Origin of the sequence: Streptomyces sp. NPDC090106 (genome assembly GCF_044747265.1) — a bacterium.
Lineage (GTDB): Bacteria > Actinomycetota > Actinomycetes > Streptomycetales > Streptomycetaceae > Streptomyces.
Window position 1 is genome coordinate 49,163 of record NZ_JBIVDS010000008.1, and the last position, 15,449, is coordinate 64,611.

At 71.5% G+C, this 15,449-nt stretch carries 13 protein-coding genes; 4 read left to right on the plus strand and 9 right to left on the minus strand.

Annotated elements, in window-relative coordinates; all coding sequences use genetic code 11:
* The first annotated feature begins 183 nt into the window (after positions 1-183).
* Positions 184-621 (plus strand): PPOX class F420-dependent oxidoreductase, encoded by a 438-nt coding sequence (locus ACIPSE_RS25350; protein ID WP_401666199.1) that lies wholly within the window; start codon positions 184-186, stop codon positions 619-621.
* A gap of 284 nt (positions 622-905) precedes the next feature.
* On the plus strand, positions 906-1,316 hold the full coding sequence (locus ACIPSE_RS25355; RefSeq protein WP_401666201.1) for a VOC family protein: 411 nt from the start codon (positions 906-908) through the stop codon (positions 1,314-1,316).
* A gap of 83 nt (positions 1,317-1,399) precedes the next feature.
* Here ACIPSE_RS25355 and ACIPSE_RS25360 read toward each other — a convergent pair whose 3' ends face one another.
* Positions 1,400-2,758: an MFS transporter gene (locus ACIPSE_RS25360; RefSeq protein WP_401666203.1), complete on the minus strand. Its 1,359-nt coding sequence runs from the start codon at positions 2,756-2,758 to the stop codon at positions 1,400-1,402.
* Between the two features lie 221 nt (positions 2,759-2,979).
* Positions 2,980-3,645 (minus strand): TetR/AcrR family transcriptional regulator, encoded by a 666-nt coding sequence (locus tag ACIPSE_RS25365; RefSeq protein WP_401666206.1) that lies wholly within the window; start codon positions 3,643-3,645, stop codon positions 2,980-2,982.
* 156 nt (positions 3,646-3,801) lie between these two features.
* On the opposite strand from ACIPSE_RS25365, the gene ACIPSE_RS25370 reads away from it, so the two are divergent.
* A complete protein-coding gene (locus ACIPSE_RS25370) occupies positions 3,802-4,677 on the plus strand; it encodes a shikimate dehydrogenase (RefSeq protein WP_401666209.1) in 876 nt (291 codons plus the stop codon).
* A 53-nt stretch (positions 4,678-4,730) separates the two neighbouring features.
* Positions 4,731-6,527: a bifunctional sugar phosphate isomerase/epimerase/4-hydroxyphenylpyruvate dioxygenase family protein gene (locus tag ACIPSE_RS25375; RefSeq protein WP_401666212.1), complete on the plus strand. Its 1,797-nt coding sequence runs from the start codon at positions 4,731-4,733 to the stop codon at positions 6,525-6,527.
* Between the two features lie 46 nt (positions 6,528-6,573).
* Here ACIPSE_RS25375 and ACIPSE_RS25380 read toward each other — a convergent pair whose 3' ends face one another.
* From ACIPSE_RS25380 to tkt, 7 genes are read right to left on the minus strand one after another with little or no spacing between them, the layout of a single operon-like run.
* Positions 6,574-7,161: a histidine phosphatase family protein gene (locus ACIPSE_RS25380; protein ID WP_401666214.1), complete on the minus strand. Its 588-nt coding sequence runs from the start codon at positions 7,159-7,161 to the stop codon at positions 6,574-6,576.
* Positions 7,162-7,168: 7 nt separating this feature from the next.
* Positions 7,169-8,047, minus strand: a complete 879-nt coding sequence (gene gnd, locus ACIPSE_RS25385) for a phosphogluconate dehydrogenase (NAD(+)-dependent, decarboxylating) (RefSeq protein ID WP_401667228.1) — start codon at positions 8,045-8,047, stop codon at positions 7,169-7,171.
* Positions 8,048-8,058: 11 nt separating this feature from the next.
* A complete protein-coding gene (gene pgi, locus ACIPSE_RS25390; protein WP_401666216.1) occupies positions 8,059-9,705 on the minus strand; it encodes a glucose-6-phosphate isomerase in 1,647 nt (548 codons plus the stop codon).
* Positions 9,698-10,639, minus strand: a complete 942-nt coding sequence (gene opcA / locus ACIPSE_RS25395; protein WP_401666219.1) for a glucose-6-phosphate dehydrogenase assembly protein OpcA — start codon at positions 10,637-10,639, stop codon at positions 9,698-9,700. The genes pgi and opcA overlap by 8 nt, the downstream gene beginning before the upstream one ends.
* The gene (gene zwf, locus ACIPSE_RS25400; RefSeq protein ID WP_401666221.1) at positions 10,636-12,195 is read right to left on the minus strand and encodes a glucose-6-phosphate dehydrogenase; all 1,560 of its coding nucleotides are present in this window, start codon (positions 12,193-12,195) and stop codon (positions 10,636-10,638) included. Before zwf ends, opcA begins: the two co-directional genes overlap by 4 nt.
* On the minus strand, positions 12,192-13,337 hold the full coding sequence (gene tal / locus ACIPSE_RS25405) for a transaldolase (protein WP_401666223.1): 1,146 nt from the start codon (positions 13,335-13,337) through the stop codon (positions 12,192-12,194). The genes zwf and tal overlap by 4 nt, the downstream gene beginning before the upstream one ends.
* A gap of 19 nt (positions 13,338-13,356) precedes the next feature.
* The gene (gene tkt, locus ACIPSE_RS25410) at positions 13,357-15,432 is read right to left on the minus strand and encodes a transketolase (RefSeq protein WP_401666225.1); all 2,076 of its coding nucleotides are present in this window, start codon (positions 15,430-15,432) and stop codon (positions 13,357-13,359) included.
* Between the last annotated feature and the right edge of the window lie 17 nt (positions 15,433-15,449).

The window sequence follows — 15,449 nt, forward strand, 5'->3', positions numbered from 1 at the left end:
GCGGCGAGATGCGATCCGGCATACCCCGTCGGACCCACCTCAGACCTCATCGTCGCTCAGGAATACGCTCACGTTTCACCGTCCTGCCGGAATCGACACCTGCGGGGCAGAAACGTCCCGGCGCAGCCCCGCCCGCGACGGCCCCGGGAATGCCCGTGCCCCTCGGGCCGGTTGACGCGGAACATGACTCAGGACGCGAACCAGAACGCTCTGCTCGCCCTGCTCGGCACGGGGCACGGCGGAGTCCTCGTGACCCTCAAGCGGGACGGCCGCCCCCAGCTCTCGAACGTGAGCCACGCCTACGACCCCGACGAGCGCGTCCTGCGCGTCTCGCTCACCGACGACCGCGCCAAGACCCGCAACCTGCGGCGCGACGCGCGGGCCTCGTACCACGTCACCAGCGCCGACCGGCGCGCGTACACCGTCGCCGAGGGGAGCGCCGACCTCACGCCCGTGGCCCGGGACCCCTACGACGAGACGGTCGAGGAACTCGTCCGGGTCTACCGCGCGATCCTCGGCGAGCACCCCGACTGGGACGACTACCGCGCCGCGATGGTCCGCGACCGCCGCCTGGTGCTGCGCCTGAAGGTGGACCGGGCGTACGGGATTCCCCAGGGCTAGGGGTGCTGCGCAAGTCCTGGGCGGCGGCCGGGCGGCCGTACCGCGCGCACCGGCCGCCCCTGAAATCGGCCGGTACGCGCGGGGGCCGCCCCCCGGTCGGTGCCGTGTTGGACGTCGTACCACGGACAGGGCGGCAGGTGAATCTCCCAGGAGGGTGAACCACGACGCCGGTTTCGGCGCGGGCGGTCCTAGGACCCGGGGCGCAGGACGGACGGCCGATGGTGGCGGGAGGGGGCGCTGCCTAGGCTGCGGAGGGCAGAGCCGCTGGTGAGAAGAGGTTTCCGATGCCCGTGAACGGCCGTAGTCATATCCGTGTCGCCCGTCCGTCCCGCGATCTCGCGGCGGCGGAGCGTTTCTGGGCCGGCGGCCTCGGACTCGGGGTGGTGTGGCGGACCGGGGAGCGTCCCGGGCCCGGTGAGCACCACCTCCTCATGGTCGGGTGGGCGGAGGCCGACTGGCATCTCGAACTCGTCCACGAACCCGACCGTCCCGTCGAGCCGCGCCCGACGGAGGAGGACCTCCTGGTGATCTACGTCGACGGGCCGGTGCCCGGCGAGCTCGTCGCCCGTCTGGAGGAGCACGGCGGGCGGCGCGTGCCGTCGCCGAACCCGTACTGGAACGAGTGGGGGGTCACGGTCGAGGACCCGGACGGGTACCGGCTGGTGCTGTGCGAGCGGGCGTGGTCCAACCGCTGAGCCCGAGGCGGTCCGGCACGAGAAGGCGGGTCCCCGCCCGCCTCGGAGGCGGACGGGGACCCGGGGGACGCGCGGGGGTGAGGTCAGACGGCGACGGTCGCCCGCTCGGCCGGGGTCTGCGCTTCGCGCTCGCCGAGCAGCTCCGTGGGGACGCGGTGCGTCTCGCGGGCGGTGAGGGCGGCGACGACCGGCGGGACACACAGCGCCGCGGTGAACAGGGCGACCGCGAACCAGTCGTCGCCGTCCGGGCCGGCGATCTGCGCGGCGAAGGTGACCGCGAAACCGGCGACGGCGAAGCCGATCTGGGTGCCGATGGCCATGCCGGACAGCCGGACGCGGGTGGAGAACATCTCGCCGTAGAAGGACGGCCAGACACCGTTCGCGGCGCTGTAGACGACACCGAAGGCGACGATCCCGAGGACCAGGATCAGCGGGTAGTTGCCGGTGGAGATCGCCCACAGATAGGCGACCATCGCGATCGCGCTGCCCACGGCGCCGATCAGATAGACCGGGCGGCGGCCGATGCGGTCGGACAGGGTGGCCCACAGCGGGATCGCGGCGAGCGCGGCGACATTGGCCAGGGCGCCCACCCACAGCATCGAGGAGCGGCTCATGCCGACCGCGTCGCTGGTCGCGTACGCCAGCGCCCACACCGTGAAGATCGTCGAGACGGAGGCGATGAGCGCGCCGCCGACGACCCGCAGGACGTCCGCCCAGTGGTGGCGCAGCAGGATCGCGAGCGGAAGTTTCACGACCCCCTCGGTCGCGGTCTGCTGCTCGAACGCCGGCGTCTCGTCCAGCTTGCGGCGGATCACGTACCCGACGACGGCGACCGCGATGCTCAGCCAGAACGGCACCCGCCAGCCCCACGACAGCAGCTGGTCCTCGGGCAGCGCGGCGATCGGGATGAAGGCGAGGGTGGCGAGGAGCTGGCCGCCCTGCGTGCCGCTGAGGGTGAAACTGGTGAAGAAGCCGCGCCGGTCCGCCGGCGCGTGTTCGAGTGTCATGGAGTTCGCGCTGGCCTGCTCACCGGCCGCGGAGATGCCCTGGAGCACCCGGCACAGGACGAGGAGCACCGGGGCGAGCGTGCCGACCTGGTCGCGGGTGGGCAGACAGCCGATGAGGAACGTCGACACACCCATCAGGATCAGCGTGAAGACCATGATCTTCTTGCGGCCGAGCTTGTCGCCGTAGTGCCCCAGGAAGAGCGCGCCGACCGGGCGGGCGGCGTAGGCGACGCCGAAGGTGGCCAGCGACAGCAGGGTCGCGGTGGCCGGATCGGACTCGTCGAAGAAGATCTTCGGGAAGATCAGCGCGGCCGCGCTGCCGTAGATGAAGAAGTCGTAGTACTCCAGCGCGCTGCCGATCCAGGCGGCGGTGGCCGCCTTCTTCGGCTGCCCGACGGCTTCGGCAGGGTCGCGGGGCGTGACACTTTCAGCCACGGCGTGCTCCTTCGAGGGGAACGAACTCCAACGTAAGCGGAGTGAGCGGCGGGGAGGGAGACCTGCCGGATCTCATCTCGTGAGCCCGGCTAATTAACCCACTGGGTAGTTAGTCCCGATGGGTAGGGATGTTGCGTGCGCGTTTCCCCGCTGTCAAGAGGTTCGTCGTCGGCGGATGCGTCGAGGGGCCCGTCGGGCGAGGCCGGTCCGGCCCGGCCGGCTCAGTGCGCCGCGCGGTCCGCCGTCAGGTAGGCGATCACCATGTCGCCCAGCATCGCCCGGTAGTGCGCGCGCCGGTCGGCGGCGACCAGGTCGCGGCCGAACAGGGCGCCGAACGTGGCCCGGTTGGAGACCCGGAAGAAGCAGAACGAGCTGATCATCGCGTGCAGGTCGACGGCGTCCACGTCGGCCGTGAACAGGCCCGACTCCTGGCCCGTGGCGAGGATGCGGCGGATGACGTCGAGGGCGGGCGAGCCGATCTTGCCGAGCCGTTCGGAGGCGGCGATGTGCACGGCGCCGTGGATGTTCTCGATGCTGACCAGGCGGATGAAGTCCGGGTGCTGCTCGTGGTGGTCGAAGGTGACCTCGGCCAGCCGCCGGATCGCCGCGACCGGGTCCAGGTGCTCCACGTCGAGCTCCTGCTCGGCCTCGCGGATCACGCCGTACGCCCGCTCTAGGACGGTCGTGAAGAGCTGCTCCTTGCCGCCGAAGTAGTAGTAGATCATCCTCTTGGTGGTGCGGGTGCGGGCGGCGATCTCGTCGACGCGCGCCCCGTCGTAGCCGGCCCGCGCGAACTCCTTGGTGGCGACGTCGAGGATCTCGGCCCTGGTGCGTGCCGCGTCGCGGATCTTCCCGCCGTTGTGTGCCGGTTCTTCGACGCTGGTCATCGCTGTCCTTCGGGCCGTGGGTCGGTTCCGGTGATTTTAGAAGCCGCGCCCGCGGTGTTCCGGTCAGGTCTTCCCAAGCCTCGGGCACGGGTGTTATGACTAACTCACCAGTTCGTACATTAGCTCTCCGGGGATGACCCGCCAGGAGGTCCCGTCGTGGCCAAGGACTCGTATCTCGTCGGTCTGATCGGCGCGGGCATCGGCCCGTCCCTCAGCCCGGCACTGCACGAGCGGGAGGCCGACCGGCAGGGCCTGCGCTATGTGTACCGGCTCATCGACATCGACGCCCTCGGCGTGGAGCCGGAGGCCGTCGGCGACCTGGTGCGCTCCGCCCGCGACCTCGGCTTCGACGGGCTGAACATCACGCACCCGTGCAAGCAGCTCGTCATCGGGCACCTGGACGCGCTCTCCCCGCAGGCCGAGGCGCTCGGCGCGGTCAACACGGTCGTCTTCGAGGACGGCCGGGCCGTCGGCCACAACACCGACGTCACCGGCTTCGCCGCCTCCTTCGCCCGGGGCCTGCCCGACGTCCCCCTGGAGCGGGTCGTGCAGCTCGGCGCGGGCGGCGCGGGCGCGGCCGTCGCCCATGCCACGCTCACCCTCGGCGCGGAGCGGGTCACCGTCGTGGACGCCCTCGCCGACCGGGCCGCCGACCTCGCCGGGGCGCTGAACCGGCACTTCGGCGCGGGCCGCGCCGCCCACGCGACCCCGGACCGGCTGCCCGAGCTGCTCGCCCGCGCCGACGGAGTGGTCCACGCGACCCCGACCGGCATGGCCGCGCACCCCGGGCTGCCGTTCCCCGCCGCGCTGCTGCGCGCTGACCTCTGGGTCGCCGAGGTCGTCTACCGCCCGCTGGAGACCGAGCTGCTGCGCACCGCCCGCGCCCTCGGCTGCGCCACGCTCGACGGCGGCGGCATGGCCGTCTTCCAGGCCGTCGACGCCTTCCGGCTGTTCACCGGGCGGGAACCGGACAGCGCCCGCATGCTCGCGGACATCGCCGAACTGGCGGGGGCCGTGGGGACGCGGAAGTAGCCGACCGGCGACGGCCGGCCGAGAGGCGGCCGTCCAGACAGAGAGGTACCGACGTGCGCACGTCCATCGCCACCGTCTCCCTCAGCGGATCGCTCACCGAGAAGCTCACCGCCGCCTCCCGGGCCGGGTTCGACGGTGTGGAGATCTTCGAGAACGACCTGCTGGCCAGCCCGCTCACCCCCGAGGAGATCAGGGGACGCTGCGCGGACCTCGGGCTGACCATCGACCTCTACCAGCCGATGCGCGACATCGAGGCGGTGCCCGCCGGGGAGTTCGCACGGAACCTGCGCCGGGCCCGCCGCAAGTTCGAGCTGATGCGGCGGCTCGGCACGGACACCGTCCTCGTCTGCTCCAGCGTCCACCCGCTGGCCGTGGACGACGACGCGCTCGCCGCCGCCCAGCTCACCGAACTGGCCGACCTGGCGAGCGACTTCGGGATCCGCGTCGCCTACGAGGCGCTCGCCTGGGGACGGCACGTGAGCACCTACGACCATGCCTGGCGCATCGTCGAGAGCGCCGGCCACCCCGCGCTCGGCACCTGCCTGGACAGCTTCCACATCCTTTCCCGGGGCAGCGACCCCAAGGGTGTCGAGGACATCCCCGGCGAGAAGATCTTCTTCCTCCAGCTCGCCGACGCCCCGCTCCTCGCGATGGACGTCCTCCAGTGGAGCCGCCACTACCGCTGCTTCCCCGGACAGGGCGGCTTCGACATCACGGACCTCGTCCGCCGCGTCCTGCGCACGGGGTACGACGGCCCGCTCTCCCTCGAAGTCTTCAACGACGTGTACCGCCAGGCCGACGCCGGACCCACCGCCGTCGACGCGCACCGCTCGCTGCTCGTGCTGGAGGAGGCCGTCGGAGTCCGGGACCTGCCCGCGCCGGTCGTCCCCTCCGGCATCGCCTTTGCGGAACTGGTCACGCCCGACGCCGCGCCCCTCTCGTCGCTGCTCGGCGCGCTCGGCTTCGTCCGCGCGGCACGGCACCGCAGCAAACCGGTCGACCTCTGGCAGCAGGGTGAGGCCCGCCTCCTGGTGAACACGGGCCCGGCCGGCCGCCGCGACGGCACCGTCCTCGCCGCGATCGGCCTGGAGTCACCGGACCCCGAGGGCGCGTCCCACCGCGCGGAGGCCCTCCTCGCACCGGTGCTGCCGCGCCGCCGGGCCACCGAGGACGCGCCCCTGGACGCGGTCGCCGCCCCCGACGGCACGGAGCTGTTCTTCTGCGCCACGGACCGACCCGGCCGCCCCAACTGGCGGGCCGACTTCGAGGACGTGCCCCACGACCCGTCCGCCGGGACGGTGCGGCGCGTCGACCACCTCGCCCTCGTCCAGCCCTGGCACCAGTTCGACGAGGCCGCTCTCTTCCACCGCAGCGTCCTCGGCCTGCACGCCCAGGAGAGCGTCGACGTCGCCGACCCGTACGGCCTGATGCGCAGCCGCGCCGTGACCAACGCCGACGGCACCGTCCGTGTCGCCCTGTCCGTCGGCGCCGCCCCGACCGACGACACGGTCCACGCCCAGCACATCGCGCTCGCCACGGACGACGTCGTCGGCGCCGCCCGGCGCTTTCGCGAGGCCGGCGGGCGTCTGCTGCCGATGCCGGCCAACTACTACGACGACCTCGCCGCCCGGTTCGACCTCACCGACGAGGAACTGGACGCCTACCGCGGTCTCGGCATCCTCTACGACCGTGACGCGCACGGCGAGTTCCGGCACTGCTACACCCGTACCGTCGGCCGTGTCTTCTTCGAGCTCGTCCAGCGCGACGCCGGCTACCGCGGCTACGGGGCCCAGAACGCGCCGGTCCGGCTCGCCGCGCAGCACGCGGTGAACTCGGTCACCGGAGGATGACGGAAGGAGGCGGCGGGGTGTCCGCCGCCTCCTTCCGTCCGCTTCCCTACGGTCGCGCGTTCCACTCCGCGATCACCGGGCGGTCGTGCTCCGTCGACAGACGGCTGATCGTGGCCGTGGCGAGCTGGAACAGACGGCCGTCCGCGGGCGGCAGGCCGAGGCGGCGTGCCGTCAGGACGCGCAGGAAGTGGGCGTGCGCCACGAGGACGACGTCCCCGTCCGCGAGAGCGGAGTCGACATGGGCGAGGACCCGGTCGGCGCGGGCGCCGATCTCCTCGGGCGACTCACCGGGGTGCCCCTCGGGGCCGGGCGGCACCCCGTCGCTCCACAGGTCCCAGCTCGGGCGGGAGCGGTGGATGTCGACGGTGGTGACGCCCTCGTAGCCGCCGTAGTCCCACTCGTGGAGGTCGGCCCAGGGCGTGACCCCCGTCAGGCCGGCCAGGTCGGCGGTGCGTATCGCGCGGTCCAGCGGGCTGGACAGCGCCCGTGCGAAGGTCCGGCCCGACAGGAGCGGAGCGAGTGCCTTGGCCTGCTCCTCACCATGTGTGGTGAGGGGCAGGTCGGTCCAGCTGGTGTGCCGGCCCGACACGCTCCACTCCGTCTCGCCGTGGCGGACCAGCAGAAGATCCCCCACGGCGCGCCTACTTCGCGGACTCGACGGCGTGGCCGCCGAACTGGTTGCGCAGCGCGGCGATCATCTTCATCTGCGGGGAGTCGTCCTGACGGGACGCGAACCGCGCGAAGAGCGAGGCCGTGATCGCGGGCAGCGGCACCGCGTTGTCGATGGCGGCCTCGACCGTCCAGCGGCCCTCGCCGGAGTCCTCGGCGTAACCGCGCAGCTTGTCCAGGTGCTCGTCGTCGTCCAGGGCGTTCACGGCCAGGTCGAGGAGCCAGGAGCGGATGACCGTCCCCTCCTGCCAGGAGCGGAAGACCTCGCGGACGTCGGTGACGGAGTCGACCTTCTCCAGGAGCTCCCAGCCCTCGGCGTAGGCCTGCATCATGGCGTACTCGATGCCGTTGTGGACCATCTTCGCGAAGTGGCCGGCACCGACCTTGCCCGCGTGGACGAAGCCGAAGTCGCCTTCGGGCTTGAGGGCGTCGAAGACCGGCTGGACCTTCGCGACGTGCTCGGCGTCGCCGCCGACCATGAGCGCGTAGCCGTTCTCCAGACCCCACACACCGCCGGAGACACCGGCGTCGACGAAGCCGATGCCCTTGGCGGCGAGCTCCTCGGCGTGCTTCTCGTCGTCCGTCCAGCGGGAGTTGCCGCCGTCCACGACGGTGTCGCCCGCGGAGAGCAGGTCGCCCAGCTCGTCCACGACGGACTGGGTCGCGGCACCGGCCGGGACCATCACCCAGACCACCCGCGGCCCTTCGAGCTTCTCGACGAGTTCGGCGAGGCTCGCCACGTCCGAGATCTCCGGGTTGCGGTCGTACCCGACGACCGTGTGGCCCGCGCGGCGGATGCGCTCGCGCATGTTGCCGCCCATCTTGCCGAGGCCGATGAGCCCGAGCTGCATCGATGTCATGTTCAGCGCACTTCCTTCAGTTCACGGTAAGCGGCCACCAGGGCGGTGGTGGAGGGATCGAGACCGGGGACGTGCGCCCCTTCGGTCAGCGCGGGTTCGACCCGCTTGGCGAGGACCTTGCCCAGTTCGACGCCCCACTGGTCGAAGGAGTCGATGTTCCAGACCGCGCCCTGGACGAACACCTTGTGCTCGTACAGCGCGATGAGCTGGCCGAGGACCGAGGGGGTCAGTTCCTTCGCCAGGATCGTGGTGGTGGGGTGGTCGCCCTTGAACGTCTTGTGCGCGACCAGGTCCTCCGGGACGCCCTCGGCGCGGACCTCGTCCGGGGTCTTGCCGAAGGCGAGGGCCTGCGTCTGGGCGAAGAAGTTCGCCATCAACAGGTCGTGCTGCGCGGCCAGTTCCCCGCTCAGCTCGCCCACGGGACGGGCGAAGCCGATGAAGTCCGCCGGGATCAGCTTGGTGCCCTGGTGGATCAACTGGTAGTACGCGTGCTGCCCGTTGGTGCCCGGCGTGCCCCACACGACCGGCCCGGTCTGCCACTCCACCGGACGGCCGTCACGCTGCACCGACTTGCCGTTGGACTCCATGTCGAGCTGCTGGAGATACGCGGTGAACTTCGACAGGTAGTGGCTGTAGGGCAGCACCGCGTGCGACTGCGCGCCCAGGAAGTTGCCGTACCAGATGCCCAGCAGGCCCAGCAGGAGCGGGGCGTTGGACTCGGCGGGCGCGGTGCGGAAGTGCTCGTCGACCAGGTGGAAGCCGTCGAGCATCTCGCGGAACGCGTCCGGGCCGATGGCGATCATCAGGGAGAGGCCGATCGCCGAGTCGAAGGAGTAGCGGCCTCCCACCCAGTCCCAGAACTCGAACATGTTGTCCGGGTCGATGCCGAAGTCCGTGACCTTCTCGGCGTTGGTCGACAGGGCGACGAAGTGCTTCGCCACGGCCTTGTCGTCGCCGCCCAGACCGGCCAGCAGCCAGGAGCGCGCGGAGGTCGCGTTGGTGATCGTCTCGATCGTCGTGAACGTCTTCGACGCGACGATGAAGAGGGTCTCCTCCGGGTCCAGGTCACGGACGGCCTCGTGCAGGTCCGCGCCGTCGACGTTGGAGACGAAGCGGAGGGTCAGGGCGCGGTCCGTGTACGCCCGCAGCACCTCGTAGGCCATCGCCGGACCGAGGTCGGAGCCGCCGATGCCGATGTTGACGATGGTGCGGATGCGCTTGCCGGTGTGCCCGGTCCACTCGCCGGAGCGGACCCGGTCGGCGAAGGCGCCCATCTTGTCCAGGACGGCGTGCACGCGCGGGACGACGTTCTCGCCGTCGACCTCGACCACCGCGCCCGCCGGGGCGCGCAGCGCGGTGTGCAGGACCGCACGGTCCTCGGTGAGGTTGATCCTCTCACCGCGGAACATGGCGTCCCGCAGCCCGGACACGTCGGTGGCGGTGGCCAGTTCCTGGAGCAGGGCGAGCGTCTCGTCGTCGACGAGGTGCTTGGAGTAGTCGATGCGCAGGTCGCCCACGCGCACGACGTAGCGCTCCGCGCGCCCGGGGTCGGCGGCGAACAGGGACCGCAGGCCCGCCTGGAAGCCGGCGCGGTGGTCCTCCAGGGCCGTCCACTCGGGGCGGCGGGTCAGGGTCGGGGAGTCAGACATGGGAGGGGGTCTCCTTGGTGCTGCCGCCCTCGCCGCGCAGGGCGACGGCGTACATCTCGTCGGCGTCGAGGCGGCGAAGCTCCTCGGCGATGAGTTCGGAGGTGGTGCGGACCTTCAGCGCGAGGGTGCGGGAGGGCTGGCCCGGCAGGGTCAGCGTGGCCAGCGGGCCCTCGGGGCGGTCGATGACGATCTCGCCGTTCCCGGTGCCCAGGCGCACGGCCGTCACGACCGGTCCCGCGGTGACGACCCGGTCGATCTTCACGCGGAGCCGTGCCTCCAGCCAGCGCGCGAGCAGCTCGGCCGCCGGGTTGTCGGCCTCGGCCTCGACCGCGCCGGACACGATCGGCACCCGCGCCTGGTCCAGCGCCGCGGCGAGCATCGAGCGCCACGGGGTGAGCCGGGTCCAGGCCAGGTCGGTGTCGCCGGGCGCGTAGGAGCGGACCCGGGCGGCCAGCACGTCGAGGGGGTTCTCGACGGCGTACAGGTCGGTGATCCGGCGCTGGGCGAGGGCGCCCAGCGGGTCCTTCGCGGGGTTGTCGGGCGCGTCCACCGGCCACCACACCACCACGGGGGCGTCCGGCAGCAGCAGCGGCAGCACCACGGAGTCGGCGTGGTCGGACACCTCGCCGTAGGTGCGCAGGACGACCGTCTCACCGGTGCCCGCGTCGGCGCCCACCCGGACCTCGGCGTCCAGCTTGGAGGCCTGCCGGTCGCGCGGGGTGCGGGCGTGCCGCTTGATGACGACCAGGGTGCGCGAGGGGTGCTCGTGCGAGGCCTCCTCGGCCGCCTTGATCGCGTCGTAGGCGTTCTCCTCGTCCGTGACGATGACCATCGTCAGGACCATGCCCACCGCCGGGGTGCCGATGGCCCGGCGGCCCTGCACCAGCGCCTTGTTGATCTTGCTTGCAGTGGTGTCGGTCAGGTCGATCTTCATGGCCTGCGCCAGCTCCGTCCGTCTCGTGCGAGCATCTCGTCCGCTTCCTTGGGTCCCCAGCTGCCCGACGGGTACTGCGCCGGCTTGCCGTGCCGGGCCCAGTAGCCCTCGATCGGGTCGAGGATCTTCCAGGACTCTTCCACTTCCTGGTGACGGGGGAACAGATTGGCGTCGCCGAGGAGGACGTCCAGGATCAGCCGCTCGTACGCCTCGGGGGAGGACTCGGTGAAGGACTCGCCGTAGGCGAAGTCCATCGACACGTCCCGGATCTCCATCGAGGTGCCCGGCACCTTCGACCCGAACCGGACCGTCATGCCCTCGTCCGGCTGGACGCGGATGACGATCGCGTTCGAGCCCAGTTCCTCGGTGGCCGTGGAGTCGAACGGCGAGTGCGGCGCCCGCTGGAAGACGACCGCGATCTCGGTGACCCGGCGGCCCAGCCGCTTGCCGGTGCGCAGATAGAACGGGACGCCCGCCCAGCGCCGGTTGTCCACCTCCAGCTTGACCGCCGCGTAGGTGTCGGTCCCGGACGCGGCGTCGATGCCGTCCTCCTGGAGGTAGCCGGCCACCTTCTCGCCGCCCTGCCAGCCGGTCGCGTACTGCCCGCGGACGGTGTGCGCGCCGAGGTCCTCCGGCAGCCGCACCGACTTGAGCACCTTCAGCTTCTCGGTGAGCAGCGACTCGGCGTCGAAGGCGATCGGCTCCTCCATGGCGGTCAGCGCCATCAGCTGGAGGAGATGGTTCTGGATGACGTCACGGGCCGCGCCGATGCCGTCGTAGTAGCCCGCGCGACCGCCGATGCCGATGTCCTCGGCCATGGTGATCTGTACGTGGTCGACGTACGACCGGTTCCAGATCGGCTCGTACATCTGGTTGGCGAAGCGGAGCGCCAGGATGTTCTGGACGGTCTCCTTGCCGAGGTAGTGGTCGATCCGGAAGACCTGGTCCGGCTCGAACACGTCGTGCACGAGCGCGTTCAGCTCACGGGCGCTCGCCAGGTCGCTGCCGAACGGCTTCTCGATGACCGCGCGCCGCCAGGAACCCTCGGGCGCGTCGGCGAGACCGTGCTTCTTGAGCTGCCGGACGACCTTCGGGAAGAACTTCGGCGGCACCGAGAGGTAGAAGGCGTAGTTGCCGCTCGTCCCGCGGGAGGCGTCCAGCTCCTCGACGGCCTGGGCGAGCTGCTTGAACGCCTGGTCGTCGTCGAAGTCGCCCGGGATGAACCGCATGCCCTCGGCGAGCTGCTGCCAGACCTCCTCACGGAACTCGGTCCGCGCGTGCTCGCGCACCGAGTCGTGCACGACCTGCGCGAAGTCCTGGTCCTCCCAGTCCCGGCGGGCGAACCCGACGAGCGAGAAGCCCGGCGGCAGCATGCCGCGGTTGGCCAGGTCGTAGACGGCCGGCATCAGCTTCTTGCGGGACAGGTCACCGGTCACACCGAAGATGACGAGCCCGGACGGACCGGCGATACGGGGCAGCCGCCGGTCGCGCGGGTCGCGCAGCGGGTTCTCCCAGTCGGCATCGTCGACCGCGTCGATGGCAGGAATCCCGGTCATTCCGCGACGACCCCCTTGCTGTCCAGCGACTTCGTGACGGTGGCCAGCAGGTCGTTCCAGGCCACCTCGAACTTGGCGACGCCCTCGTCCTCCAGCTGCTGCACGACCTCGTCGTAGGAGATCCCGAGCGCCTGCACGGCGGCCAGGTCGGCGCGCGCCCCGGCGTAGTCGCCGGTCACGGTGTCGCCGGTGATCTCGCCGTGGTCGGCGGCGGCGTTCAGGGTGGCCTCCGGCATGGTGTTGACCGTGCCGGGCGCGACGAGCTCGTCGACGTACAGGGTGTCCTTGTAGGCCGGGTCCTTCACACCGGTCGAGGCCCACAGCGGGCGCTGCCTGTTGGCCCCCGCGGTCTCCAGCTTCTGCCAGCGGGCCGAGGCGAAGACGTCCTCGTACGCCTCGTAGGCGAGCCGCGCGTTGGCGAGCGCCGCCCTGCCCTTGAGGGCGAGGGCCTCGGCCGTGCCGAGGACGGTGAGCCGCTTGTCGATCTCGGCGTCGACGCGGGAGACGAAGAAGGAGGCCACGGAGTGGATGCCGGCGAGGTCGACACCGTGCGCGGCGGCCTTCTCCAGACCGGCGAGGTAGGCGTCCATGACCTCGCGGTAGCGCTCCAGCGAGAAGATCAGCGTGACGTTGACGCTGATGCCGAGGCCGATCACCTCGGTGATCGCCGGGAGGCCCGCCCGGGTCGCCGGGATCTTGATCATCACGTTGGGGCGGTCGACCAGCCAGGCGAGCTGCCTGGCCTCGGCGACCGTCGCCACGGTGTGGTGCGCCAGGCGCGGGTCGACCTCGATGGAGACCCGGCCGTCCAGACCGCCGGTCGCGTCGTGCACGGGACGCAGGATGTCGGCGGCGGCCCGCACATCGGCGGTCGTCATCATCCGTACGGCCTCGTCGACCGTCACCCCGCGCACGGCGAGGTCGCTGAGCTGCTCCTCGTACCCCTCACCGGAGCCGATGGCGGCCTGGAAGATGGACGGGTTCGTGGTGACGCCCACGACGTTCTTGTTCTCGACGAGCTCGGCGAGGTTGCCCGACTCGATCCGCCGCCGCGACAGGTCGTCCAGCCAGATGGAGACGCCCTCGTCGGACAGGCGCTTGAGTGCTCCCGCGGTCGCGGTTGCTTCGGTCACAGTGATCATCTTCTTTCTGGCGGTCGGATCAACCGCGCGCGGCGGCGAGGGATTCCCGCGCGGACGCGGCGACGTTCTCGGCGGTGAAGCCGAACTCGGCGAAAAGGGTCTTGGCGTCGGCGGAGGCGCCGAAGTGTTCGAGAGAGACGATGCGTCCTGCGTCACCTGTGAACCGGTACCACGTCAGACCGATCCCGGCCTCGATTGCGACGCGGGCTCGCACGGACGGCGGAAGGACGGCGTCGCGGTAGGCGCGCGGCTGCTGGTCGAACCACTCCACGGACGGCATCGACACCACCCGGGTGCCGATCCCCTCCGCCTCCAGCTGCTCCCGCGCGGCCACGGCGAGCTGCACCTCGGAACCGGTGGCGATCAGGACGACGTCCGGGGTCTCCTTCGAGGAGTCCGCCAGGACGTAACCGCCCTTGGCCGCGTCCGGGTTCGGCGCGTACGTCGGCACGCCCTGCCGGGTGAGCGCGAGGCCGTGCGGGGCCGGGTCGGTGGCGTGCCGGCGCAGGATCTCCGCCCACGCGATCGACGTCTCGTTGGCGTCGGCGGGCCGTACGACGTTCAGGCCCGGGATCGCGCGCAGCGAGGCGAGGTGCTCGACGGGCTGGTGGGTGGGGCCGTCCTCGCCGAGGCCGACGGAGTCGTGCGTCCAGACGTAGGTGACGGGCAGCTGCATCAGCGCCGACATCCGGACCGCGTTGCGCATGTAGTCGGAGAACACGAGGAACGTGCCGCCGTAGACGCGGGTGTTGCCGTGCAGGGCGATGCCGTTCATCTCGGCGGCCATCGAGAACTCGCGGATGCCGAAGTGGACCGTACGGCCGTACGGGTCGGCCTCGGGCAGCGGGTTGCCCTCCGGGAGGAAGGAGGACGTCTTGTCGATGGTGGTGTTGTTGGAGCCCGCGAGGTCGGCGGAGCCGCCCCACAGCTCGGGCAGGACACCGCCGAGCGCCTGGAGGACCTTGCCGGAGGCGGCGCGGGTGGCGACGGAGGTGCCCGGCTCGAACACCGGCAGGGCGTCCTCCCAGCCCTCGGGGAGCTGGCCCGCCACGATCCGGTCGAAGAGGGCGGCCCGCTCCTCGTGGTCGGCCCGCCAGGCGGCGACCTGCTTGTCCCAGGCCGCGTGCGCCTCGGCACCCCGGTCCAGCGCGGCGCGGCTGTGGGCGAGGACCTCGGGGGCGACCTCGAAGGTCCGCTCCGGGTCGAAGCCGAGAAGGCGCTTGGTGGCGGCGATCTCGTCCTCGCCGAGCGCGGAGCCGTGGGAGGCCTCGGTGTCGCGGGCGTTGGGGGCGGGCCAGGCGATCACGGTGCGCATCGCGATGATCGAGGGCCGCCCGGTCTCGTCCTGGGCGGCCCTGAGTGCCGCGTACAGGGCGGGGACGTCGATGTCGCCGTCGCCGGTGGGCTCGACGCGCTGGGTGTGCCAGCCGTAGGCCTCGTACCGCTTCAGGACGTCCTCGGAGAACGCGGTGGCGGTGTCGCCCTCGATGGAGATGTGGTTGTCGTCGTAGAGGAAGACCAGGTTGCCGAGCTTCTGGTGGCCGGCCAGCGAGGAGGCCTCGGCGGAGACGCCCTCCTCCAGGTCGCCGTCGGAGACGATCGCCCAGATCGTGTGGTCGAAGGGGGACTCGCCCGCGGGGGCCTCGGGGTCGAACAGGCCGCGCTCGTAGCGGGCGGCCATGGCCATGCCGACCGCGTTCGCGGCGCCCTGGCCGAGGGGCCCGGTGGTGGTCTCGACGCCCGCGGTGTGGCCGTACTCGGGGTGGCCGGGGGTCTTGGAGCCCTGGGTGCGGAACGCCTTGAGGTCGTCGAGCTCGACCTCGTACCCGGCGAGGAAGAGCTGCGTGTAGAGCGTCAGCGAGGTGTGGCCGGGAGAGAGGACGAAGCGGTCACGGCCGACCCACTCGGGGTCCGCGGGGTCGTGACGCATCACCTTCTGAAAGATCGTGTAGGCGGCCGGGGCCAGGGCCATGGCCGTGCCCGGGTGGCCGTTCCCGACCTTCTGCACGGCATCGGCCGCCAGCAGGCGGGCGGTGTCGACGGCACGCCGGTCGAGTTCGGTCCATTCGAAGCGGTCCGGTGTCTGCGTGCTCATCTTCAAGAAGTCCTCGA

Excerpts from the sequence above, each read along its gene's own strand:
- zwf (WP_401666221.1), bottom strand. The coding sequence starts at position 12,195 with ATGACCGGGATTCCTGCCATCGACGCGGTCGACGATGCCGACTGGGAG.
- ACIPSE_RS25355 (WP_401666201.1), top strand. The coding sequence starts at position 906 with ATGCCCGTGAACGGCCGTAGTCATATCCGTGTCGCCCGTCCGTCCCGC.
- pgi (WP_401666216.1), bottom strand. The coding sequence starts at position 9,705 with ATGTCTGACTCCCCGACCCTGACCCGCCGCCCCGAGTGGACGGCCCTG.
- tal (WP_401666223.1), bottom strand. The coding sequence starts at position 13,337 with ATGATCACTGTGACCGAAGCAACCGCGACCGCGGGAGCACTCAAGCGC.
- gnd (WP_401667228.1), bottom strand. The coding sequence starts at position 8,047 with ATGCAGCTCGGGCTCATCGGCCTCGGCAAGATGGGCGGCAACATGCGC.
- ACIPSE_RS25350 (WP_401666199.1), top strand. The coding sequence starts at position 184 with ATGACTCAGGACGCGAACCAGAACGCTCTGCTCGCCCTGCTCGGCACG.
- opcA (WP_401666219.1), bottom strand. The coding sequence starts at position 10,639 with ATGAAGATCGACCTGACCGACACCACTGCAAGCAAGATCAACAAGGCG.
- tkt (WP_401666225.1), bottom strand. The coding sequence starts at position 15,432 with ATGAGCACGCAGACACCGGACCGCTTCGAATGGACCGAACTCGACCGG.
- ACIPSE_RS25365 (WP_401666206.1), bottom strand. The coding sequence starts at position 3,645 with ATGACCAGCGTCGAAGAACCGGCACACAACGGCGGGAAGATCCGCGAC.